The organism is Paraburkholderia sp. BR10141, from assembly GCF_056155635.1.
Genome location: NZ_JBMIQH010000003.1, coordinates 355,840 through 379,946 on the forward strand (window position 1 = coordinate 355,840; position 24,107 = coordinate 379,946).

Annotated in this window: 19 protein-coding genes; 5 read left to right on the plus strand and 14 right to left on the minus strand. The window is 64.2% G+C overall.

The window, feature by feature from the left end; genetic code table 11:
• Positions 1-143: 143 nt before the first annotated feature.
• From ACOJB8_RS06315 to ACOJB8_RS06335, 5 genes are all read right to left on the minus strand, one after another.
• Positions 144-3,107 carry a bifunctional diguanylate cyclase/phosphodiesterase gene (locus ACOJB8_RS06315; RefSeq protein ID WP_475011574.1) on the minus strand — a complete coding sequence of 988 codons (2,964 nt, stop codon included), beginning with the start codon at positions 3,105-3,107 and terminating at the stop codon, positions 144-146.
• The gene (locus ACOJB8_RS06320) at positions 3,104-4,348 is read right to left on the minus strand and encodes an ABC transporter substrate-binding protein (protein ID WP_368603263.1); all 1,245 of its coding nucleotides are present in this window, start codon (positions 4,346-4,348) and stop codon (positions 3,104-3,106) included. The genes ACOJB8_RS06315 and ACOJB8_RS06320 overlap by 4 nt, the downstream gene beginning before the upstream one ends.
• A 336-nt stretch (positions 4,349-4,684) precedes the next feature.
• Complete coding sequence (locus ACOJB8_RS06325) at positions 4,685-5,920, minus strand: MFS transporter (protein WP_475011576.1); 1,236 nt, start codon at positions 5,918-5,920, stop codon at positions 4,685-4,687.
• A 399-nt stretch (positions 5,921-6,319) separates the two neighbouring features.
• On the minus strand, positions 6,320-7,432 hold the full coding sequence (locus ACOJB8_RS06330) for a porin (RefSeq protein WP_475011578.1): 1,113 nt from the start codon (positions 7,430-7,432) through the stop codon (positions 6,320-6,322).
• Between the two features lie 120 nt (positions 7,433-7,552).
• Positions 7,553-8,830, minus strand: coding sequence for an MFS transporter (locus ACOJB8_RS06335; RefSeq protein WP_475011580.1), 1,278 nt, complete (start codon positions 8,828-8,830; stop codon positions 7,553-7,555).
• Between the two features lie 274 nt (positions 8,831-9,104).
• On the opposite strand from ACOJB8_RS06335, the gene ACOJB8_RS06340 reads away from it, so the two are divergent.
• From ACOJB8_RS06340 to ACOJB8_RS06350, 3 genes are all read left to right on the plus strand, one after another.
• Positions 9,105-9,875, plus strand: a complete 771-nt coding sequence (locus ACOJB8_RS06340) for a GntR family transcriptional regulator (RefSeq protein WP_475011583.1) — start codon at positions 9,105-9,107, stop codon at positions 9,873-9,875.
• 105 nt (positions 9,876-9,980) lie between these two features.
• Complete coding sequence (locus ACOJB8_RS06345; protein WP_475011586.1) at positions 9,981-11,033, plus strand: aromatic ring-hydroxylating dioxygenase subunit alpha; 1,053 nt, start codon at positions 9,981-9,983, stop codon at positions 11,031-11,033.
• Positions 11,034-11,097: 64 nt separating this feature from the next.
• Positions 11,098-12,054, plus strand: coding sequence for a PDR/VanB family oxidoreductase (locus ACOJB8_RS06350; protein WP_475011588.1), 957 nt, complete (start codon positions 11,098-11,100; stop codon positions 12,052-12,054).
• Between the two features lie 19 nt (positions 12,055-12,073).
• Here ACOJB8_RS06350 and mhpT read toward each other — a convergent pair whose 3' ends face one another.
• The 5 genes from mhpT to ACOJB8_RS06375 form a co-directional block, all read right to left on the minus strand.
• Entirely contained in the window at positions 12,074-13,303 is a 1,230-nt protein-coding gene (gene mhpT, locus ACOJB8_RS06355) for a 3-(3-hydroxy-phenyl)propionate transporter MhpT (RefSeq protein WP_069262191.1), read from the minus strand.
• Between the two features lie 87 nt (positions 13,304-13,390).
• Positions 13,391-15,178 carry an acyl-CoA dehydrogenase family protein gene (locus tag ACOJB8_RS06360; protein WP_475011592.1) on the minus strand — a complete coding sequence of 596 codons (1,788 nt, stop codon included), beginning with the start codon at positions 15,176-15,178 and terminating at the stop codon, positions 13,391-13,393.
• A gap of 12 nt (positions 15,179-15,190) precedes the next feature.
• Positions 15,191-17,095, minus strand: a complete 1,905-nt coding sequence (locus ACOJB8_RS06365; RefSeq protein ID WP_475011593.1) for a feruloyl-CoA synthase — start codon at positions 17,093-17,095, stop codon at positions 15,191-15,193.
• A gap of 85 nt (positions 17,096-17,180) precedes the next feature.
• Positions 17,181-18,632, minus strand: coding sequence for an aldehyde dehydrogenase (locus ACOJB8_RS06370; RefSeq protein ID WP_475011596.1), 1,452 nt, complete (start codon positions 18,630-18,632; stop codon positions 17,181-17,183).
• Positions 18,633-18,667: 35 nt separating this feature from the next.
• A complete protein-coding gene (locus tag ACOJB8_RS06375; RefSeq protein ID WP_069262195.1) occupies positions 18,668-19,495 on the minus strand; it encodes a p-hydroxycinnamoyl CoA hydratase/lyase in 828 nt (275 codons plus the stop codon).
• 111 nt (positions 19,496-19,606) lie between these two features.
• Here ACOJB8_RS06375 and ACOJB8_RS06380 point away from each other — a divergent pair, with 111 nt between their 5' ends.
• Both ACOJB8_RS06380 and ACOJB8_RS06385 read left to right on the plus strand, forming a co-directional pair.
• A complete protein-coding gene (locus ACOJB8_RS06380; protein ID WP_342948212.1) occupies positions 19,607-20,104 on the plus strand; it encodes a MarR family winged helix-turn-helix transcriptional regulator in 498 nt (165 codons plus the stop codon).
• Between the two features lie 38 nt (positions 20,105-20,142).
• On the plus strand, positions 20,143-21,027 hold the full coding sequence (locus ACOJB8_RS06385) for an amidohydrolase family protein (protein WP_342948213.1): 885 nt from the start codon (positions 20,143-20,145) through the stop codon (positions 21,025-21,027).
• A 60-nt stretch (positions 21,028-21,087) separates the two neighbouring features.
• On the opposite strand, the gene ACOJB8_RS06390 is transcribed toward ACOJB8_RS06385, so the two are convergent.
• The 4 genes from ACOJB8_RS06390 to xylB form a co-directional block, all read right to left on the minus strand.
• Positions 21,088-21,426 (minus strand): type II toxin-antitoxin system RelE/ParE family toxin, encoded by a 339-nt coding sequence (locus ACOJB8_RS06390; RefSeq protein ID WP_342948214.1) that lies wholly within the window; start codon positions 21,424-21,426, stop codon positions 21,088-21,090.
• Positions 21,427-21,606: 180 nt separating this feature from the next.
• Entirely contained in the window at positions 21,607-22,233 is a 627-nt protein-coding gene (locus ACOJB8_RS06395; protein ID WP_069262198.1) for a hypothetical protein, read from the minus strand.
• A 153-nt stretch (positions 22,234-22,386) separates the two neighbouring features.
• Positions 22,387-23,271 (minus strand): SMP-30/gluconolactonase/LRE family protein, encoded by an 885-nt coding sequence (locus ACOJB8_RS06400; RefSeq protein WP_342948215.1) that lies wholly within the window; start codon positions 23,269-23,271, stop codon positions 22,387-22,389.
• On the minus strand, positions 23,268-24,035 hold the full coding sequence (gene xylB, locus ACOJB8_RS06405) for a D-xylose 1-dehydrogenase (protein WP_069262200.1): 768 nt from the start codon (positions 24,033-24,035) through the stop codon (positions 23,268-23,270). The genes ACOJB8_RS06400 and xylB overlap by 4 nt, the downstream gene beginning before the upstream one ends.
• Positions 24,036-24,107: the final 72 nt, after the last annotated feature.

Consider the following 24,107-nt stretch of genomic DNA (forward strand, 5'->3'; position numbering starts at 1 on the left):
TCAATCGCGCGCCATGCGCCGCAGTTTCATGGCGTGCGTATTCCGTACGTCTTCGTACAGAACACCTGAGCGCGCCGATTTATGTGCTGGCTGATTATTTCGTATCGTTCCGCAGTGAGTCGATACGATGCTGCCGTATCGATTCATTTGCGATTGCTTCGCTCCTGCCCGGCCGCCGCGCCTTCCGCGATCAATGACCAAACCACCTGTTCGAACTGCTCGGGCTCGATCGGCTTCGAGTACAAATAGCCCTGCGCGAAATCACAGCCCATCGACTTGAGAAAATCCCGTTGCTCGACGGTTTCCACGCCTTCGGCGATGACCTGGATTCCCAGCTTGTGTGCGAGCACCACCATCGCCTCGCAGAGCACCTGATTGTTTTCGTCCACGCTGAGGTTCTGGACAAACGACCGATCGATTTTCAGGTAATCGATGTCGAAGCGCTTGAGATAGGCCAGCGAGGAATAGCCGGTGCCGAAGTCGTCGATCGAAATACCGATGCCCGCCAGACGGAAATCGAGCAACCGCTCGTCGATATTCGATTCGGCCTGCAGCAGCAGCCCCTCGGTGATTTCCACCACCACGCTTTGCCCCGGCATGCCCTCGCGATCGAGATAGTCGTGCCACCGCACGCCGACCGTGCTGTCCTGGCGGACCTGCACCGGCGACATGTTCACGCTGATCTGGAACGACGAATCGTATTGCTCACGCCAGATGCGCGCTTGCTGCACGGCTTGCCTGAACACCCAGTCGCCGATGGGAATGATCAGGCCGGTATCTTCGGCCAGCGGAATGAATTCCAGCGGACTGATCATGCCGCGCTCCGGATGCAGCCAGCGTAACAGGGCTTCCGCCTTGCAGACCCGGCCCGTTGCCAGGTCGACGACCGGCTGATAAACCAGCCGAAGCTGATTGCGAGGCAACGCTGAACGCAGGTCGCTGGTCAGGCGCAAGCGCGTTTCCGCCTCCAGCTGCATGTCGGGCGTGAAGTAGCTGAAGCGGTTGCGTCCGGCATTCTTGGCCGCGTACATGGCCTGGTCTGCGTTCTTGAACAAGGCGTCGAGTTCAACCGTGTCGTCGGGGAAAACGGTGACGCCAATGCTCGCCGAGATGTAGACCTCGTCCGCGCCGAGTTTGAACGGTTCAGTCAGTTTGCGATTGATATTGCGCACGGTCTGCTCGACCGCGTCCATGTCTTCGAGATCGGGCAAGATCACCGTGAACTCGTCGCCGCCCAGTCGCGCGACGGTATCCAGATTGCGCACGCACGCGCTGATGCGGCGACCAGCCTCGATCAACAGCACGTCGCCGCGGTCGTGCCCCAGCGAGTCGTTGACCTCCTTGAAGCGGTCGAGGTCGATCAACATCAGGGCCACGCGCCTTTGCGAACGGCGCGCGAGCGCGGCCTCCTCGGTAAGACGATCGTGAAAGAGCTGCCGGTTAGGCAGACCCGTCAGCGCATCGAAATTGGCCTGCTTCCAGATGGTCGCCTCGAACGCCATCCGGTCGGAGAGGTCGCGACCGACTGCCAGCACCGAAGTGACATGGCCGGAACGATCGATCTCAGGCGTGATGCGAATGTGAGTGCATTGCTCCTGCCCGTCCTTTCCTGCCCACCGCAGTTCGAACTGGGCGCTTTTTCCCGTCGCGATGACTTCGCCGATCTTCCTTTCGTAGACCAGCGCATTGGCGCCGCCGGGAAGCTCCGAAGGCCGCTTGCCGAGCACGCTGGCGAGATCGCATCCCGCCGACGTGCAAAAGGCCGGATTGGCGAAGATGCGGCGCAGCTCGCGGTCATATCGCGTGATCGTATCGGGCGAATTCTCGATCAGCGTGCGCGATTCCCGTTCGCGGGCGACGAGTTCCGCCGTCCGGTCGACGACAGTCTGTTCGAGCGACGCATTGATTTCGTTGATCTTGTGAATCTTCTGCCTGATCGCCGTGCGCATCCGCTCGAAGCGCTGCGCCAGCCGGGCCAGTTCGTCCGGTCCGCCAGGCGGGCCTTCCCCGTCCTTGCCATCGTCCTCGACGGCGCCGGCATCCTCGCCAGTGTCGTGCATGCGGCGCACCAGATCCTGGAGCGGCGCCGAAATGCTGTACGAAATAAAGTAGGCAAGGAAAATGGAAAGCAGAAACCCGGAAATACCGACCACCACGATCTGGTTGCGTACGGCCTGCGCCTCCGCGGTGAGATTCCGTTCGGCGATCGTGCTGACCACGAACCAGCTCGTGCCGGGAATGCGCGCGTAGGCAGCAAGATAATGCCCGCCGCGCTTTGCCGCGAAATTGACGAACCGGCTCGACTCGCCCGATACGCGGTGGCGCGCGATATCCTCGATCAGGCCGGGCTCGGGTGCGGCGCCCGGGTTGGGCGACGAGGCGTGATTCGGAACCACGATGATCTTGTTGTCGCTCGCATCGAATACGTAAATCTCTGTTCCGCTGCCCGTCGCGACGTCGTTGAAAATCGTCGAGAAGTATTCGGGGCGAACGACCAGAACCAGACTGCCGATCTTCGCGTTGTCGCTCTTGTTGTAGATGGCGCGCACCATTCCCAGGTTCTGCTGGCCCACGCCATCGTCGTAGCTGCCCCAGTAGGTGCGTTCATGCGATTCTTCCGCAATGCCGACGAGCGCCGTCACACCCGAAGTCAACTGCGCAAATGCCTGCGTATCCAGAATCCGGTCTTTCTGGTCGAGCAAATATTTCTGGTTGATGAAATCGACCGACCCATAATGCTCGAGCAGCAAACGCGTCATGTCCTCGCGCGCCTCGCTCTGCTCCGTCGCACTGCCGCTCGCCGCTCTCGCCAGTGCGCCCTGGACCCGGTCCGAAAGCACGAGAAGATTGCTTTCCGTTTCGATCTCGTGCATGCGCAGCTCGACATTTCTCGAAACCTGCCTCACCACCTCTTTCGAAAATATCTCCGCATTTTCCTTGATCGCCGCGATCGACTTCACATAGGAAATGCAGCCCGAAATGATAATGGGCAACAGCGCCAACAGAATGAAAGCGGCAATCAGTCGATAGCGAATCTCGACGCGTCGAAGCAAATCCTGGCAGAGGTAGTCGAAAGCGCGTCGCAGCAGTGCGGAGATTGCATTCATTTGTAGTGCATCTTCGCTTCAGTCTTGACCGAGTTATCCAGGCGCTGCGCAGCCTGCCTGGGTGTAATTTTCCTGAGCAGCACATCCTGCATCAATTCATGCACCAGCTCAATCGTATTGGAAGGAAGCGACGAATAATAGGGGCTTGCCGTGACGGGATAACGGCTGAGCGCGTTCGTGTAGTCGACGATCTCCACGTCGCTCACCACGGTCCCCATGCCTTTCTGGAACGGCGAAATGTTGTGGCGTTTCCGCTGAAGAATCGGAAACCCCTTGCCGGCGATGAATTCCAGAAAACGCATGGCCGCGGCCTTGTTGGGCGTTTCGCAAACGGCAAAGCCCGTTTCGCTGCCGAGCACCGGCACGACGCGTTCGCCGCGCGCGTTCCAGGGCGGCACGAACACGCCCACCGAGAAATCGTTTCCATGCAGCATGAGTCCGGCTGACCAGCTGCCCTGGAACGCCATCGCCACCTTGCCTTCCTTGAAAAGGCGAATGCCCTCGTCGTACCCCGTCGTCATGAACGACGGCTGCGCGTAACCGCGCTCCGGGATCAATGCGATTTTGGCGAAGATATCGGCCGCCTCCGGCGTATCGAGGTTCAGCGTGCCGTCCGCCATTTTCTCTTTCCAGTTGGGCTCGCGCGCGACCACATCATTGGCAAAGCCTGAAGCGAATGGCCCGTTGCCGAGCATGTTCGGAAAGCCGCCGCTCCACATCACCGGAATCATGCCCGCCTGCTTGAGCCTCGCGCACACCGCCAGGAACTCATCGAAATTCGTCGGCAGCGTGTCGATGCCGGCCTTGGCGAACATGGCGCGGTTGTAATAGATCATCGTCGTCGCCACGCCGCCCGATATGCCGAACCCCTTGCCTTCGCGACTGGTCCAGTCAGCCTTGAGTGGATCGAGCATGTTCTTCCATGCGGCGCTCTGGCGGACATCGGTCAGGACGCCCTGGTCGGCCAGCTCGGCGGCATAGGCGTTCGGATTGATGCTGACGAGGTCGGGCAGCGTGCCCGCCGCCACGCGCGGCTTGATGTTCTCCTCGATCGAGTTGCCGACCATGAACTGCACGTTCACGTGCAGATCGGGATTGAGCTTGTCGAACCCGGCGGCGATCTGGAGCATCTCCTCCGGCCAGTCCGGCGCCCAGATGAGCGCGGTGATGGTGGTCCGTGCCGGCGCGGCCTTGCTGCTCTGGGCGCCGTTCTGCTGATCGCAACCCAGGAGCAAAAGCATGCCGATCAGACCGGACCACAGCCAGGCAAACTTGATTCCGTGCACGTAACGCTCGCTTTCAGTTCGGGAATGGCGGACCCCGCGGAACGCAGGGGAACCACATTGCATATCGGCCGAAACCGGGCGTCACTTGAGGGGGTTGCGCGTGAGCGTGGCACGCAACAATTGGCGAGCCTTGCGGACGAACGATCATGCCCGTTCGCAAACGTTAGCGCGGCGCGATGCGCTAACGTGGTGCAATAGCAGCGGGTCTCTTTGCGCAGACCCGGAGCGCGGCGCGGCGAGGTCGATGGGTCGCCGCCTTGCGTCGCTTTCGAATCAATCGTTGCGATCGTTTCAATCGAGCGACGGGCTGCATTCGCATTCGAGCGCCGCGACCCGCGCCGGCCGCTCCATTGCCGCAAGCCGATGCAGCGTCACAAGTCCGAACACGGCGAGCGCGCAGCCGAGCACCAGATCGGCACGTATGCCCGCGCGGTCCACGATCGTGCCGCCCACTGACGAGCCAAGCGCAATCGCCACCTGGATCACGCTCACGAACATCGCCGAGCCTGCTTCGGCAAGATCGGCCGTGCCGCGCTGAATCCACACGGAGAAGCACAGCGGAATCGCGCCGAACGCCACGCCCCACATCAGCATCGCCGCGATCTCGCCAATTCGCACGTGGTCGAGCAGAATCATCGCTGCGAGCGCGCACAACAGCAGCGCCGTCATCGTCGCCACGGCGAGCTTCAGGCGCGTGGCAACGACCGCCGAAGTCAGCGCGTTCGAGAAAAAGCCGATCACGCCGAACGCGAGCAGCAGCAGCGTGATGGCGCTCATCGAGAAGTCCTGCTGGAGCAGCGGCGCGATGAACGTGTACGTCGAGAAATGCGCGCCGAACACGAGCGCCACCATCAGCATGCTCAGACGCACTTGCGGGCGACGCAGCAGCGTGGCGAAATCGGCAAGACGCAATGCGGCGGCGGAAGGAAGCGTTGGCACCAGCAGCGCCTGCGCAACGAGCGCGAGCGCGACGAGGCCGCCCGTCACGAAGAACGACATGCGCCACGACGCGAAACCCGCGATAAAGGTGCCGAGCGGCACGCCGATCACCGTCGCGAAGGTCACGCCGGTCAGGATGATCGCCGTTGCGCGCGGGGCGTCGCTCGTATGCACGAGGCGGCCCGCCGCTGCAGTCGCAAGCGTCCAGAATCCGCCGAGCGCCGCGCCGAGCATCGCGCGGCCAACCAGCATGAACGCGAAATTCGTCGCAAGCGCGGAGACGATATTCGACGCGAGCAGCATGGCCGTGAGCAGGAGAAAGACTTGACGCCGGTCCATGCGGCCGGCAAACATCATCAGGCCCGGCGCGAAGATCGCCGCCATCACGCCCGGCGTGGTCACCATGAGTCCGGCAGTACCCGGCGTCACGCCGAGGTCGCGGGCGATCTCGGTGAGCAAACCGACCGGCAAAAATTCGGACGTCACGAACGCAAATGCGCTGATCGCCACGGCCAAGACTGACAGCCACTGGCGCAGTGTCGTCTCTTCGAGCGGCGCGGGCGCGAGATTGGGAGAACGGTCGTTCATGTTTCGATGACTGTTTTGTGTGTGGCGAATAATAAAAGCCATTGTTCGGCAATTTCGCACCAAAAAATGGGGAAAATCGCCGCTTAAATGGTCAATCGGGAATGGCGTTTAAATTAACATCAAATAAAGAATCGCGTGCGGCCCTGCGATTAGAGGGGTCGACAAAAGGGTTATGAATGGAATGTGACGCGGCCTGCCCCGCGCGGGCCGGCGGGGCGGTGATTATGTCATTTCAGAGCCGGAAAAATAAACGATATTTTTCTGGGGACAATTTAGGCATCGAATAGATGCTTTGCTGGTCACTGGACAGGAGACTAAGGGCGCCGGGAAAGCGCCCCGTGAGGAATTGCCGGAAAACCGGTCCATCAAGTCAAGCGAGGCGCTCGCAGGCGCCTGGGTTCAAAACCGCGTCTGCACGCCAACGCGGGCGATGAACTGATTGGGACCGCTCGACGTACCGTTGGGGTCGAGCACGCCGCTGATCAGCGCCTGAGCCCCGGCGTTCGTGCGCTGATACACGGTCTCCACATACACGACCGTCCGTTTGGACAGGAAGTGATCGACGATGGCCGTGATCTGGTGCGCGTGATTGTTGTCGAGATACGCGTTGCCCTTCATGTACATGTAGTCGGCGGCAATCGCCCAGTCTGGCGCGAGCAGCCAGTTCGCGCCGGCCTCGGCCTGGGCAATGGCGCCGCCGTTGAAGGTGTTGCGCACGGTCGTCACCAGCAGCGTCGCCATGACCTTGCCGAAATCGTAGTGCGCGCCCACGCCCCAGTTGCGAATGCCGACATCGGGTTCGCCGGCCTCTACATATTTGGCTTCGGTGTACGCGGCCGCCATGCCGAACGCGCCGTTGGTGTAATTCGCGCCGGCACTGACTGTATTGCCGCGTCCGAATGCGCCCGGAATGCCACCAAAGCCGTACAGGCCGCCGAAGCTGAAGCCGGCAAACTTCGGCGATTGATACTTGACTGAGTTCTCGACCGTGGCGCCGGCCATGCGGTCCCAGTCGAACTGCTGCGCGAAGGGTGGGTTGCCCGGAATCGCGATCTTCGCAAACGGGCCCGCGCGGAAGTTGTAGAGGCCCCCGACTTCCATCGCCGCGTCGTCGTGGCCGAAAAACAGCGAATCGGTCATGAAGTCGTATTGATTGCCCATCGTGAGCCTGCCGTACTGGTCGCTGTCGAGGCCAACGTAGGCGTTGCGCCCGAAGATCCCTTGACCCGAGATGATCGAACCGGTTCCCATCGAAAATTGATCGACGAGATCGAACACCGCGTGCAAGCCGCCGCCCAGATCTTCGCGCCCGCGTATCCCAAGCAGGTTCGGCGTGAAAATGCCGTCGTCGAACTTCACCACCGAGTGGCCGCCCTGGTTGCTGACCCACGACACGCCCGCGTCCACCATGCCGTACAGCAACACGCTGTCGCCTGCCGGGCCGCCTTCCGCATGTGCCTGGGCGCAAGCCATCACCGATACCGCCGTGCACCACAGTGCGAGGCTCTTCATTGACGTCTCCTTTACCTTGATCTCTTTGTCGGCATCCTTTTATTACGGATACCTTATTAATTGAAATAATCGTCGAACTTCGGGAAACCGTAACGGCGCCGGGGCGCCGTCACCGCGACATCAGTCGGATTGCAGTGCGACCGGAGCCGACCGGCGTGCCAGCGCGCGCGGTGCGGTTTCGATCAGGAACATCGAAACGAAGATGCCGCAAATGAGCCCGCCGAGCGCGAACTGCAGCGTGAACTGAATGCCGTCGTGCTGCGCGACATAACCGGCAATGGCCGGCGCGATGCCGCCGCCAAAAATCTCGCCGGCACCCGAAGTAATGCCGATGGCCGAGGCGACGAGACCCGCCGGCGCCGCTTCAGTCGCGATCGGCCCGGTGAGGACGCCCAGCATGCCAAGCGCGAAGAACGAAACGACGAACAGGACGGCAAAGAGCATCCACGGATTCGCGCCGATGCGGGCAAACACATACAGCGAAATCGCCGCGCCCGCGAACGACGCGACCGAGGTCAGCCGCCGCCCCGCAACGTCGGAGAGACTGGCAAGGCCGAACTCGCCGAGAAAGCCGCCGAAGCCGATCGCCGACACGACAAAGCCCATCTGCGCGGTGTCGAGATGCAGATAGTCCACGAGATAGTTGGGCACCATCGCGCCGATCACGAAGATGCCCGCCATCGCGCACAGCGTGGCCAGCATGGCTAGCACGACATTGCGGCTGGCGAAGAGCGCGCTCCAGCGCGGGCCGCCCGTTGCGTGCGCAACCGCCGCGTGCACCGGCTTGATTTGCGGCGCGTCACGCAACATCGTCGCGATCAGCACGGCCACGATGAGGCCCGGCACCGCGGAAACCGCGAACACCCAGTGCCACGACGGCACGACGCGCAGCAACTGCGTCGCGATGATCGGCGCGAGGCCCAGGCCCATCAGCGCGAACATGCTGAGCTGCAGCCCCTGGTTGCGCCCGCGGCGCGACGGATGCGAGGCCTCGCCCACGGAGGCCACGCTGGTGGGCGTGAATGCGCCCTCCGCGACGCCCATCAGGGCGCGAATGAGCAGCAGGCTTGCGAAGCCGGTCGCGAAACCCGAGAAGCTCGAGAGCAGCGAGAACATCACCATCGCCGCGATCATGATCTTGCGCCGGCCGATGCGGTCGGACAGGCGGCCCATGAGGATCGAGAACACGCCCCACGCAATGCTGAGAATGCCGATCAACTGGCCGAGCTGCTGGTAGCTCAGGTTGAGGTCTTTCATCATGTGAGGAAAGAGCGGCGCGATCATCCAGCGATCGAGCCCGACCAGACCGAAGCCGATGGCGAGCAGGACCAGCGTCCTGCGTTCGTTTTTCAGATCGTGTGGTTCGTGCGGATGATGTGATTGGGCCTGCCTCGTCACGTTTGTCTCCTTGGTTGTCTTGCGTGTTCGTATTACGAACTCCGCTTCGTTTATCGAACTTCGAGCGAGATCGTAGGAAACCTGACCTAGTGATGTCAATCAAAAAAGACCCTCGTTGTACACAATTTCTCTTTACTTTCCGCTTGCTTTTCCACGTTTACCCTGTATTTCGCGACAGTTGTATTGAATAGATCGATTCGCTGTATACAATCTGTACACATCGTGGTGCAGTCTCTGGCCGCTTCTCCATTCGCTTTTCACCACTTCCTTACGCATGAACGGCATCGACGACACCCCCGCCAGCACGCGCGCCGGCTCCGCCGCTTCGCAAACCGTCAAGGCCCAGCTCGGGCTGCGAGAACTGATACTCGGCGGCGAACTCGCGCCGGGCGAGCGCATTTCCGAACTGGCCGTGGTCGAGCGCCTTGGCGTCTCGCGCACGCCGGTGCGCGCGGCGCTCATGCGCCTGCAGGAAGAAGGGCTGCTCGAACCGATTCCGAGCGGCGGCTATGCCGTACGCTCGTTTTCGGAAAATGAAATACGCGACTCGATCGAACTGCGCGGCACGCTCGAAGGGCTGGCTGCGCGCCTTGCCGCCGAGCGCGGCATCACCCATTCGATGTTCCGCGACCTGCACGACTGCATCGACGACATCGACGAACTGCTCGTGGGCGAGTTGAGCGAAGAAACCTTCTCCCGCTATGTCGAAGCGAATGGCCGCTTTCACCGGCTGCTGGCCGCGGCTTCCGACAGCGAAGTGGTGGCGCGGCAGATCGAGAAAGTCGCCACCTTGCCGTTTGCATCCGCCAGCGCGTTCGTCGTCGTGCAGTCGCTCGACCCGCGTGCGCGCGAAACGCTGATCGTCGCGCAAGCCCAGCATCGCGCCGTGCTCGAAGCGATCGAAAGCCGTGAAGGCGCGCGCGCCGAAGCGCTGATGCGCGAGCATTCGCATATCGCCCATCAAAACCTCAAGCGCGTGCTCGACAACCAACGCGCCATGACGAGGCTGATTGGCGGCAATCTCATTCGCCGCAATCCGCGCTAGTGGCGCGCGGTATACACGCTCGCTAAACGGCTTGATTCGAACGGCGGCATGCGTGCCGCCCCTCACCCTGAACGAAGGCGCAGCCAGGCGCCCTGGAGGAGACATATGTTCCTGAAAAACGCATGGTATGTCGCATGCACCCCCGATGAAATCGACGGCAAGCCGCTTGGGCGGCAAATCTGCGGCGAGCGCATGGTGTTCTGGCGCACGGCCGAAGGCGGCGTCGCCGCGCTCGAAGACTTCTGCCCGCATCGCGGCGCGCCGCTCTCGCTCGGCAGCGTACGCGAAGGGCATCTGGTGTGCGGCTATCACGGCCTCACCGTGGGCGCCAGCGGCAAATGCGTGAGCATGCCGTGCCAGCGCGTGGGCGGCATTCCGTCCGTGCGCAGCTATCCCGCGGTCGAGCGCTACGGTTTCATTTGGGTATGGCCCGGCGATGCGGCGCAAGCCGACCCGGCGAAGATCCATCACCTCGACTGGGCCGACAATCCCGCGTGGGCGTATGGCGGCGGCCTTTATCACATCCAGTGCGACTATCGCCTGATGGTCGACAACCTCATGGACCTCACGCACGAGACCTACGTGCACGCCTCGAGCATCGGCCAGCCCGAGATCGAGGAAGCACCGCCCAAGACCACGGTCAACGGCGACGTGGTCACCACCAGCCGCTTCATGCACAACATCATGCCGCCGCCTTTCTGGGCCGCAGCGCTGCGCGGCAACGGCCTCGCCGACAACGTGCCCTGCGACCGCTGGCAAATCTGCCACTTCTCGCCGCCCAGCCACGTGATGATCGAAGTGGGCGTGGCGCACGCAGGCAAAGGCGGATATGACGCCGATGCGCGCGACAAGGCGTCGAGCATCGTCGTCGACTTCATTACGCCGGAAACCGAAACGTCGATCTGGTACTTCTGGGGCATGGCGCGCAGCTTCGCCGTGCACGATCACGCGCTCACCGAAACGATCCGCACGGGCCAGGGCAAGATCTTCTCGGAGGATCTCGAGATGCTCGAATCGCAGCAGCGCAATCTGCTCATGTGGCCCGAACGCCGCATTCTGAGCCTCAACATCGATGCCGGCGGCGTGCAGTCGCGCCGCGTGCTCGACCGGCTGATCGCTGCAGAACGCAACGCAACGGCCACTGCCGCAGCGGACTGATTCGACCAAAGCCACGGTCGCGCGGACACGCGCGGCCGCTCTCCTTCCCTTGCCCCAACGCATCATGAAAGTCACCCTTCTGCGCAAGATTCCCGTCGCCACCGACATCTGCGAGTTCGAACTGGCGAGCGCCGACGGCGCACCGCTTCCGGCATTCGCGGCGGGCGCGCACATCGACGTCCATGTGGATGGATTCGTGCGCCAGTACTCGCTGTGCAACCGCCCCTCCGATCACGGCGCCTACCGCATCGGCGTGTTGCGCGACCCGGCTTCGCGCGGCGGCTCCGTTGCGATGCACGCGCTCGACGCCGGTACGAACCTGGAAATCAGCATCCCGAAGAATCATTTCCCGCTGGACGAACAAGCCACGCATACCATCCTGCTCGCGGGCGGGATCGGCATCACGCCGCTCATCGCCATGGCCGAGCAGTTGCGTGAGGAAGGCCGCCCGTTCGAACTGCACTACTGCACGCGCGACCCACAGCGCGCCGCCTTTCGCGAGCGTCTTGCCGAAGCGGGTTTTGCCGAGCACACGCACTTCTATTTCGACAGCGAAGGCGCCGATGCACGCATCGACCTCGCGCGCGTGCTTGGCGCTCCGCACGACGGTAAGCATACCTACGTATGTGGCCCTGCGGGCTTCATCGACGCCGTGCTCGCAGCCGCAACCAGCGCGGGGTGGCCCGCGCAGAACGTGCACCGCGAGTACTTCGGCGCGGCCCAAGCAGGCGCGAGCGCGAACGCGGACACGAACGGCGCCTTCCAGGTCACCCTCGCGAGCTGCCAGCGCGTGATCGACATCCCGGCCGGCACGACCATCGTCGAAGCGTTGCGCGCGGGCGGCGTCGAGGTGCCGGTCTCATGCGAGCAAGGCGTATGCGGCACCTGCATCACGCGCGTGCTGTCCGGCGAGCCGGACCATCGCGATCTCTACCTGACCGACGAGGAGCGCGCCGCCAACGACCAGCTGCTGCCGTGCTGCTCGCGCTCGCGCTCGCCCATGCTCGTGCTCGACCTCTGATACGGCGCGGCGGCGCCCATCAGGATTCGCGCGCTCGCTTCACCGCGAGCAGCGCGGCGAGCGCCGCCACCACCGTAACCGGGACGCTTGCGCCTATCACCGTCGTGGCGCTCGCGCCGCCCGCCAGCAACTGCCCTGCCGCGAGCGGACCGACGATCGACCCTACGCGGCCCACCGCCACTGCCGCGCCCACGCCGGTGCCGCGCATGACGGTCGCGTAGCTCGCCGCGGAAAGCGCGTAGAGCATCGACTGCGCGCCCACCACGCCCATGCCCGCGAGCAGCACCGACACCGAGATCCAGAACAGGTTGCCCGCGCCCGCGAGCATGAAAAGCGAAATCGCGATGCCGGCATAGACAGCCGCGACGACTCGCCCGGGCCTGACGCGGTCCATCAGCATGCCGATGCCGAGCACGCCGATCACGCTGCCCACGTTGAAGAAGATCTGCGTGACGCCGGCCTGGCTGCGCGAAAGGCCCCGGCTCACGATCAGCGAGGGCAGCCAGTTGAGCAGGAAGTACAGCACGATCAGCGTGCAGAAAAAGCTGATCCAGATCTGTGCGGTCACCGCGGCGCGACCGTCGCCGAACAGCACGCGCCACGTGGGCGGCGGGCCGCTCTGCGTGGACTGCGCGCGGCTCGAGGCCGCTTCATAGGCCGCGGATTCGGGCAGGCAGGCGAGGATTAGCGGCGCGACCACGAGCGGTCCGACGCCGCCCGCATAGAAGATATGCCGCCATTCGGTGTCGCCCGCACTGAGGACGCCGATCAGCGCCGCGAGCGCGCCGCCGAGCGGCATGCCGCAATACATGATGCTGACCGCCGTATTGCGCAGCCGCGGCGCCACGGCTTCGGCCGAGAGCGCGATCAGGTTCGGCATGGCGCCGCCAAGGCCGACGCCGGTCAAGACGCGCGCCACCAGCAGCGTGGCAAAGCTCCACACATGGGCGGTGAAGATCGAGAACACGCCGAACGCGACCATCGAGAGCAGCAGCACGCGCTTGCGCCCGATGCGGTCGGCGAGGCGTCCGCCGATCATCGCCCCGGGCAGGAGCCCGAGCATGCCCGCACTGAACGCGAGCCCCATCTGGCTCACCGAAAGACCGAACTCGCGCGCCATGCGCGGCGCGGCCACGCCCGTCGACTGAAGATCGACGCCCTCCAGCACCGCCACGATCAGACACAAACCCAACACCCATGCGGTGCCCGCCGCCGTGCGCGCGCTCACCTGCGTAGTCGATGACGACACGTTGCCTCCTCGTTTTGTAATGGAATGTCGCGGCCTTTCACCGCGCCGTCACTAGTTAGTTAACCTAACCTACGTGCTAAAAAAATTTCATGCATGGGGCAGCGGAGTGCGGCAGCCCGCTTCGATGAGCCGCAGCCGGTGATCGAAGGCCATGAGCGGGTAAGCGAAGAAGTAGTGCGCCGTGACGCACTTTTCGGCATAGAACGGATCGTCGGCCGAGGCATCCATCGCGATGCGCAGCGTGCGCGCCCAGGCAAATGCAAGCAGCAGCCAGCCGATAAGCGCGAGATAGTCGTCGGCCACGCGGTAGGGCAACTCGCAATCGTCTGCGCTGCCCTGCCTGATTTCGCCCGTGATGCGCTGCACGTCCGCCACCAACGCATCGAGCCGTGCGCCTGCACGGTGAAGCGCAGGATCGTGGGAAGCGACACAGCGTGTGGCGTCCGCTGTGACATGCGCAAGCAACGCGCGCAACGCCTCGCCGCCATCGCCGAGCACCTTGCGCACGAGCAGATCGATCGCCTGGATTTCGTTCGTGCCTTCGTAAAGCATGGCGACGCGGCTGTCGCGCACCGTCTGCTCCACGCCGTATTCGTGGATATAGCCGTAGCCGCCGAACACCTGCAGCGCACGCGATGCCGCCGCAAAGCCATTGGCGGTGAAGAACGCCTTGGCGACAGGCGTGAGCAGCGAGGCGAGCTGCCCCGCCGCCTGGCGCTCGTTCGCATCGGGGTGGCGCGCGGCCACGTCGAGCCAGTAACCGATCCAGTAGCCGATGGCCCGCTGGCCCTCCACCGTCGCGCGCAAGTCGAGCAGGATGCGCCGCATGGCCGGATGAAACGCGATCGGCGCGGCCTGCGCCGGCTCGCCCTCGTATTGCGCAGGCGCACTCACGGCGCGCATTTGCACGCGTTCGTGCGCGTAGGCGTGCGCGCGCTGCCAGGCAAGCTGCGCGTGGCCCACACCCTGCATCGCCACCTGCAGGCGCGCCGCGTTCATCATGACGAACATCGAAGCGAGGCCGCGATGCGGCTCGCCCACCAGCCAGCCCAGCGCGTGCTCGAAACGCATCGAACAGGTCGGGCTGGCCTTGAGGCCCATCTTCTTTTCGATGCCTTCGCAATGCACGCCGTTGCGCACGCGCTCGCCGGTCTCGCCGAAGGTCCATTTCGGCACCACGAAGAGCGAGAGGCCCTTCGTGCCCGCCGGCGCATCGGGCAGACGCGCGAGCACGAGGTGCACGATGTTGTCGGTCAGATCGTGCTCGCCGCCCGTGATGAAGATCTTGCTGCCGTCGATGCGCCAGGCGCCGTGCGCCGCGTCGGGCGTCGCTCGCGCGCGCAGCAGCGCGAGATCGCTGCCCGCCTGCGGCTCGGTCAGGCACATCGTGGCAAGCCACTCGCCGCTCGCGATCTTCGGCAGCCAGTCGCGCTTCAACGCATCACTGCCGTGCGCCATCAGACACGCCGTCGCGCCATGCGTGAGGCCGGGCGACATCAGCCATGCGTGGTTGGCCGCCGCGAGCATTTCCTGCAGTGCGACTTCGAGCAGTTGCGGCAGGCCCTGGCCGCCCGCGTCGGCGTCGAGCGCGAGCGTCGGCCAGCCTGCCGCGACGAAATCCGCATACGCCTCGCGAAAGCCCGTGGGCATCGAGACCTCGCCGCCCTCGAAGCGGCACCCCTCGAGGTCGCCCGCCGGGTTCAGCGGCGCGACGCGTTCCATCACGAAACGTGCGGCTTCTTCGAGCACCTGCTGCGCCGTCGCGCTGTCGAGGTCCGCCCATGCGGGAACGCTGCGCCACCATGCGGGTGCTTCGATCCATTCGTCGATCACGAAGCGCATGTCGCACAGCGGGACCTGATAGTCGAGACTCATCGTGACCGTTCCTCAAACGTGCTGCAGATGACGAGCGAAAATCACGCGCGTTTCTGTGCCCCGCGCGGCGTACAACGCGTCTACGAGCGCCGCGCGCTGGCTCAGCACGACGCGCTGATTGATCGACCCTTTATCCGTGATCTCGCCCAGATCGAGCGACGGCGGCGCGTCCATCAGGTGCAGTCGCGTGACGAGGGTCGCGCTGCCCGTCGCCTCGCGGTTCAGCCGCTCCATCAGGTCAGCAAAGAAGTCGCGCACGGCGCTCGCGTCCAGAACGTCGCGCGCGGGCGCACTCGCATCGAGCCCCGCGAGCCGGCGGCATTCGTCGAGGCGCGGAAAGATCAGCACGCCGATGTCGTCGCGGTCCATGCCCGCGATCACCGCGTCCTGCACGTACGGTGCGCCGCCCGAGACGATGCGCGCGCGCATGGGCCCCACGCTCACGAACGTGCCGGAGCTGAGCTTGAAATCCTCAGCAATGCGTCCGTCGAACAGCAGGCCGAGTTCGGGCCGCCCGGCATCGACGAAGCGCACGGCGTCGCCGGTGCGGTAGTAGCCCTCTTCGTCGAACACGTCGTGACGGTCCGCCTCGTTCGCGCGCCAGTAGCCGCCCATCACGTTCGGGCCGCGAAAGCGCGCTTCGAGCTTGCCGTCCACGGGTACGAGACGCGTCTCGCAGCCCGGCGCGGGCAGGCCGATATAGCCCGCGCCCATCACCGGGCCGGTCGTGAAGAGGCACGACGGCGCGGTCTCGGTCATACCAAGGCCCGCCATGATGCGAATGCGCTCGCCGCAATGGGCCTGCGTCACGCGTTCGAGCCGGTCCCACGCCGCCTGCGAGAGCCCCGCGCCCGCGAAAAAATACATCTTCACGCGCGAGAAAAACGTCTCGCGCAGTTGCGCGTCGGTTTCGAGCGCGGCAGTCAGTTCTTCCCAACCCTTCGGGACGTTGAAGTAGAGCGTGGGGGCGATTTCGCGCAAATTGCGCAGCGTCTCTTCGAAGCGGCCGGCCACGGGTTTGCCGTCGTCGATATAGAGCGTGCCGCCGTTGTAGAGCGCGATACCCACGTTGTGGCTGCCGCCGAAGGTGTGATTCCACGGCAGCCAGTCCACCAGCACCGGCGGCTCGATGCCGAACTGCGGGAACGTCTGCAGCAGCATCTGCTGATTGCTGCACAGCATGCGATGCGTGGTGGGCACGGCCTTCGGCAGGCGCGTCGAGCCGGAGGTGAAGAGGAACTTCGCGATCGTGTCGCCGCTCACGCGCGCCTGCGCGGCTTCGAAGCTGCCCGCCTGCGTCTCGAGCAACGTCGAAAACGGCGTCTCGCGGCGGCCGCCGCCAGCCGGCGTCACGACCACGCGCTCGATATCGGCGGGCACCGCGGCGTCGAGCGCCGCGGCAAAAGCGGGGCCGTCCGCCGCGAATACGAGGCCGGGATTGAGCAGACCCAGCGTGTGCCGCAGCTTGTTGTAATCGCTGGAGACGAGCGAATAAGCGGGAGAAATGGGCGCATAGGGCACGCCGGCCCATAACGCGCCGAACGCCATCTGCAGATGTTCGAGATCGTTGCCCGAGAGCAGCGCGACCGGGCGCTCCGCCGACAAGCCTCGCTCGATCAAGGCTTGCCCGATCCCACGGGCGCGTTCGAGCATCTGCGCGTAGCTGATGCCCTGCCATTGGCCGTCGGCGCCGCGGCGCGCCACGAGCCAGCGCTCCGGATGCTCGCGCGCGCCGCTCACGAGCCGGTCGGTCACGCGTTCGGGGTAGTCGTCGAGCGCCTCGCTCGAGCGCAAATACCAGCAGTCGCCGCGCCGTTCGATCTGCGGCGCGGCCGAGCCGATCGCGACGGCGCGATAACCGGCGAAGTCCGGTTGCACGACGGCGCGAGCATGCGTTTGGGTCGGCTCCGAATCCAAAGCCTGTCTCCTTTGCTTGACCGGTGCCAGGCTGCGCGGTGGATCGGCGCAGACGGCCCGGTGGTTCATGTCGTGATGCGCGCGTTCAGATCGGATAGTGGCGCGGGCCGGTCTGCACGGTAATCCAGCGCAGGTCCGTGAATTCGGCGATCGAAGCCTTGCTGCCGAAGCGGCCATAGCCGCTCGCCTTCACGCCGCCGAACGGCATTTGCGCTTCGTCGTGCACCGTCGGCCCGTTGATGTGGCAGATGCCCGATTCGATGCGCTTCGCCACGTTCATGGCGCGCGCGATATCGCGGCTGAACACCGCCGCCGAAAGCCCGTACTCGCTGTCGTTGGCGACCTTCACCGCTTCTTCGTCGCTGTCCACACGCTGTACCGTCACCACGGGGCCGAACGATTCGTCGGCGTAGAGCTTCATCTCGCGCGTGACGTTTTCGACGATCACAGGCTGCATGATCGCGACGTTCACCTCGCAGCCCAGCGGCAGTTTCGCACCCTTCTCGCGCGCGTCTTCCACGAGCGCGAGTATGCGTCGCGCCGATGCTTCGCTCTCCAGAGTCCCCAGCACCGAGCCCGGCTGCGTGGGGTCGCCGGCCTTCAGCGTGCGTGCCTTCGCAACGAGCTTGTCGACGAACGCATCGGCAATCTTGCGGTCGACGATCACGCGTTCGGTCGACATGCAGATCTGCCCTTGATTGAAGAACGCGCCGAACGCTATGCCTTCCACTGCCGCGTCGAGATCGGCATCGTCGAGCACGAGCACGGGCGCCTTGCCGCCCAGTTCGAGCAGTGCGGGCTTCAAATGCCGAGCAGAAAGTTCGGCGACGATGCGCCCCACGCGCGTCGAGCCCGTGAAGTTCACGCGTTTGACGGCGGGATTGGCGATCAGGCGCTCGACAATGGCCGGTGCATCTTCCGGTGCATGCGTGAGCACGTTGACGACGCCCTCGCCCAGCCCCGCCTCGTTAAGCACTTCGCCGATCAGCGCATGTACGCCGGGACACCCTTCGGATGCCTTCAGGACCACTGTATTGCCGCACGCGAGCGGCATGGCGAGCGCACGCGTGGCGAGAATCACCGGTGCGTTCCAGGGCGCCATGCCGAGCACCACGCCGCACGGCTGGCGCACGGCCATCGCGAGGCTGCCGGGCACGTCGGATGGGATCACCGCGCCGTCGATCTGCGTGGTCATGGCGGCCGCTTCGCGCAGCATGTTGGCGGCGAGCATCACATTGAAACCGTACCAGTTCGCCATTGCGCCCGTTTCCGCCGCGCCGATGGCGATGAAGTCCGCCGTGCGCGCATCCATGCGCTCGGCGGCGGCCAGCAGGCGCTTGCGGCGCTCCGTGGGCGTGAGCGCGGCCCACGCCGGGAAGGCGCGCGCGCCCGCGGCAACGGCCGCGTCCGCATCTTCCACCGTGGCCGCTGCCGCACGCGTGGCCACCGCGCGCGTGGCCGGATTGATGCGCTCGAAGGTCTTGCCGTTCGACGCACGGCGCTTCTCGCCGCCGATCAGAAGCCGGGTTTCATGCATGTCGTTGTCTCCTCTGTCTGGTGCGCCGCTATCGATTAGCGCTTGTATGCCTGCAAGCCCGGCTTGATGCTCTTGTCGTCGAGGAACTGTTTGAGGCCCTGCTCGCGGCCGCCTTCCTTGTCGCGATGGTTGGCCTGGTCCAGCTTCGCGTAGAGATAGTCCTCGTTCTGCTCCCACGTCAGTTCACGCGAACGCTTGAAGCCATGCTTCGCGTTGCGCAGCACGACCGGGTTCTTGTCGAGCAGTTTCGCGGCAAGCGCGAGCACTTCCTCGCGCAGCTGCGCGAGCGGCACGCTCTTGTTGACCAGGCCCATTTTCGCGGCCTGCTGGCCCGTAAAGGTATCGCCCGTCATGATGTAGTAAAGCGCCTCGCGGTGGCCCACCGTATCCGCCATCGCCTTGCTCACGAGGTTGCCCGGCGGAATGCCCCAGTTGATTTCCGAAAGACCGAACGTGGCTTCGTCCGCGGCAATCGCGAGGTCGCACGCCACGAGCGGCGAGAAGCCGCCACCGAAACACCAGCCGTTCACCATCGCGATGGTCGGCTTCGAATACATGCGCAGCAGCTGCCATTGCCAGCGGCTCGCGTCGCGGCGAATGCGCTCCTGCAGCACGTCGGGGCCCGCATCGACCTCGCGGAAGTATTCCTTCAGGTCCATGCCGGCCGTCCATGCCGAGCCTTCGCCGGTCAGCACGAGCACTTGCGCCTCGGCGTCGAGCTCGAGCGTTTCGAGCACGTCGATCATCTCCTTGTTGAGCGTCGGGCTCATGGCGTTGCGCTTTTCCGGCCGGTTGAACGTCACCCAGCCGATGCCGCCCTCGACCGCAACCTTGACCGTTTTCCAGCGACCTTCGTAACTCATTCTCTCTCTCCGTAGACACTGCCGCACTCGCGGCTTGAAATCAATTTACTATCAGGCTACTTGATATGTAAAGTAGAATATGATCTCGTCGGTACAAACCCGTAAAACGCGATGAACCAGAAAACCTCACCCACTGCGCCGCGCGCCCGAATCGCGCAGCCAGCCGCCGAGGGCAGCCCGCACACCGTGCCGCCCATGCGCCTGAGCTACCTGATCGGCCAGCTCGACCGCGTCGTGTCGCGCCGCCTGACCGAAGCGCTTGCGCGCCACGGGCTCACGCTGCCGCAGTACACCGCGCTTTCCGTGCTGCGTGCGCGCGGCCGCTCGTCCAATGCGCAACTCGCCGAGCGCTCGTTCATCACGCCGCAGGCCGCCAACGAAGTCGTGAAGACGATGGAGGCGAACGGCTGGGTCATGCGAGAAGCCGATCCGATGAACCGCCGCGTGGTGCTGCTTTCGCTCACGGAAGCCGGCAACGCGCTGCTGGGCGAATGCGACGCCGCCGCCGACCACGTGGAAGGCGCAATGCTCGACGATATGGACACCGAAACAGCGGAAAAACTCCACGCGCTGCTGCATGCCTGCGTGCGCAATCTGCGCGCTGCTTAAGCGCTCGTGCGGCGAGTGACAATAAGGAGGAGACACCTTTGAACATCGACCAGCTCGTTGCGATCGACACGCACGTCCACGCCGAAGTGTCGTGCTGCCAGCCGCCCGACCTCTTCGCGAAGGAGTTCGACGACGCCGCCGACAAGTATTTCGGCACCGTGTTGAAGCAAGGCCGCCGCCCGACGATTCCGGAAACGATCGAGCACTACCGCGAGCGCAACATCGGTTTCGTGATGTTCACGGTGGATTGCGAGGCGAATATCGGGCGTCGCCGCATCGACAACGAAGAGATCGCCGACTTCGCGCAGCGGAACGCCGACATCATGATCGCGTTCGCCAGCATCGACCCGCACAAGGGCAAGTTCGGCGCGCGCGAGGCGCGGCGGCTGATCGAGGCGCATGGCGTGCGCGGCTTCAAGTTTCATCCCACCATGCAGGGCTTTTTCGCCAACGACCGGCTGGCTTACCCGCTATACGAAGTGATTGCCGAATATGGCCTGCCCGCGGTGTTTCATAGCGGCCACTCGGGCATGGGTTCGGGCATGCGCGGCGGCGGCGGGTTGCGTCTGAAGTACTCGGAGCCGATCTATCTCGACGACGTGGCCGCCGATTTCCCCGACATGAAAATCGTCATCGCGCATCCCTCCTGGCCGTGGCAGGAGCAGGCGCTTTCCATCGCGCTGCACAAGCCCAACGTGTATCTCGACCTGTCGGGCTGGTCGCCGAAATACTTCTCGCCGGAACTGGTGAAGTACGCGAATACGCTGTTGCGCGAGCGAGTGCTGTTCGCTTCCGACTTTCCCTTGATCCGTCCGGATCGCTGGCTCGCGGATTTCGATACGCTCGACATCAAGCCGGAAGTGCGCCCGTTGATCCTCAAGGAGAATGCGGTACGGCTGCTGGATCTCGGCGCGAAAACCTGAAGAAAGCGGCGCGCCCGGCGAGACACGGCCACGGTATTCGATACGCTGCGCCCATGCAATTTACATCAAGCGGAGCACGATTCTATGGAGAAGCGCTTGCAGGTCGCGTCGCGTGTCGATCACGAGGTGAATAAAAACGGTGTCGTCGTCGACCTGATAGATGATCCGGTTCTTGCCCGAAAACATCTGTCGAAAAGTGTCGTCGACAAAGCCATCGAGTTCGGCAGGCACATGGCCGCTCTCCGGGAACTCGCGGGTCTGCGCAATGGTGTCCTGGAGTTGAGCCGACGTCTGACGCCAGGTCTCCCATCCGGATGCGCGGACGATGTAGCTTCTCAGCTCATCGATACCGATCCGCGCGGTCGGCAGGACGCGGTACTTCACCAGCAGGGCCTGCATTAGCGAAGCGTTTCCGCGTGATGATGAGCGGCTCCCCTGAATCGGTCAGATCCTTGACGATTTACGCGGCTTCACTCTTGAGGTAGCTGATTGACTTCACGTGATCGGCGAGAATTATCGGTCCGATTGCACTCACCACCTTTTAGGTCCGGAAGAAACGGGCGTCCCACAGCGTATCCGCTAACGGGCGACGATGATCGTCATCTCGGATTCGTACTTGATCCGCACGTGGCTATGGTGCTTGAGGGACTGCATCACTTCGATCAGATCCGGGCGGCTGACCCGAATGGAACGGGCAGTGCCGGACTTGTCGACGACGGTCAGGAGGTTGAGCTTGCGGTCGACGCCGGTGACTTGCGCCACGCCGCTGAAGACCCGGAGTACCTGGAAGTTTTCCTGGTCGGCGCCGGAGGAGTGCTGGGTCACCTTTGCCGTGTGGCTCAGGCGCGTCACCGCCGCGCCCTCGGCCGGCGTCAATCCGGTGACGTACGGCTCCATGTAGTGGGTCGTCAGCTTGTCGCCGACCCGGATGACCTTAAGCACATCGGGGTGATCTTTCACATTGAAGCTCAGGTCGTCGTGACCCGGCACGGTCACGACGATGAGTGCATTCTTCTGATCGATCAAACTGATGGTGCCGCTTTCCGTGTCGACGGAGGCCCCGGCTGGCATGGCCTCCGAGGCAGCAGAGGCGTCCTCGTCAGCCGCGCGGCACAGGGGTACCGAGGCCGCAAAGAAGCCGCATGCTACGACTGAGAGCGCCAGGCAGCGCGCGAACGCAATGCGCGTATTCGATCGGTAGAGCATGGTAGTCCCCTTGAGACGATCAGGTGCCACGCTTGCTGCGCCGGTCCGGGACCATGGCGTGTGTTCTCGGAGCCTAACACTGCAGGACGCGCCGACCATCGGACTTTGGTCCTATAGGGTCGAGGCTGGGGTCGAGGCTGGGGTCGAGGCTCCCTACCGTGCGAAGGCCGCCGCACAGCTTCCCGGCGCCTGCCCCGGCACCGGCGAGCGGAACGTGAACAGGCCGCCCGCCAGCGGCTGCTTCTCGCGCTCGGCTGCCGTGAGCCCCTTCCACGCGGTGGAAACGTACACGGTCTGCAGATCGTCCCCGCCGAACGCGAGTTTCGTGATATTTGCGCACGGAAACGCGATCTGGCCGGCCAGTTCGCCTTCGGGCGAATAACGGTCGATGCGCCAGCCGCCGAACAGTGCGACCCACACGTAGCCCTCTGCGTCCACCGCCATGCCGTCCGGGTGCCCGTCGCCGGCAATTGCGGTGAAGACGCGCTTGCGAGAGAGCGTGCCGTCAATGGCGACATCGAACGCATACACGACGCGACGCATCGTATCGTTGTGATAGAGCGTGCGGCCGTCCGGACTCATGGCCGGACCGTTGGTGATCACGTAGCCGCTGTCCTGCGCGCTCAACACCGCGCCTGCGTCCACTCGATACAGCGTGCCGCTCGGCGCTTGCTCGGCGTCGTCCATCGAGCCGAACCACAGGCGCCCGCGCGCATCGGCGAAACCGTCGTTGAGGCGATTGCCCGGCAGATGCGGCTCGACATCGACCAGCTTGTCGAATTCCCCGCTCACGGCGTCGAAACGATAGAGGCCGTCAGGCAGGCCGCACACGAAAGCCCGGTCGCCCAGCGGCGCGATGAAGCCGACCTGGTCGGGCGCGTACCACGTCGTGCGCTCCCCGGTCGTGACCACGAAGCGATGAATCCGGCGGCCCTTGATATCGACGAAATAGACCGCGTTTTCCGCGGCCTGCCAGAGCGGCCCTTCGGCCAGCTCGGCGCCGATCGGCCAGACGCACACGGGATGCGGCATCGTCATTCTCCGTACCATCCCGCGTCGACGAAGTAATCGCGCCCGGAGCAGCGCGAAGCGTCGTCGGATGCGAGGAACAAGGCCATGCGGGCCACGTGCTCGGGCTCGATGCGCAGCTGCAGACACTGCCCCGCGACGACTTTCGCCTCGCTCTCCGGCGTTTGCCACAGGTTCATCTGCCGCGGCGTCTTCACGGCGCCCGGGATAATGCAGTTCACGCGAATACCCGCGCCGCCCAGGTCGCGCGCGAGGCCGCGCGTCAAACCTTCGATGCCGGCCTTGGCGGTCAGGTAGATCGGCAGGTTCGGCAACGCGACGTGCCACGACACCGAACCGAAGTTCAGGATCACGCCGCGCCCCGCCTGGCGCATGCCCCGCGCGGCGGCCTGCGCGCAGAAGAACTGATGGCGCAGGTTGACGGCGATGCGCCCGTCCCAGTAGCTCGCGGTCAGCTCGCCAATATCATGGCGGTCGTCGTTGCCCGCGTTGTTCACGAGCACGTCGATCGGGCCCGCGGCATCGACGATCGACGCGAACACGCTCTCGATCGCGTCCACGCTGCACAGATCGCAGCGCTTGAACAGCGGCGGATGCTTCGCACCGCGAAGCTTTTCCTGAAGCGCGAGCGAATCGTCTTCGGCCACATCGAGGAAAAACACGCGCGCGCCCTGCTGCGCGAATGCCTCCACGACCGCGGCGCCGATCCCGCTGCCGCCGCCGGTGATAACGACGGTTTTGTCCGCCAGGCTCGGATAGATTGCGTACGACATCAAATATTCCAGTGTTGACTTGTCAGAACCCAAACAGGGCGGCGAGCCGCAAATGGCTCGCCGCCCTGACCT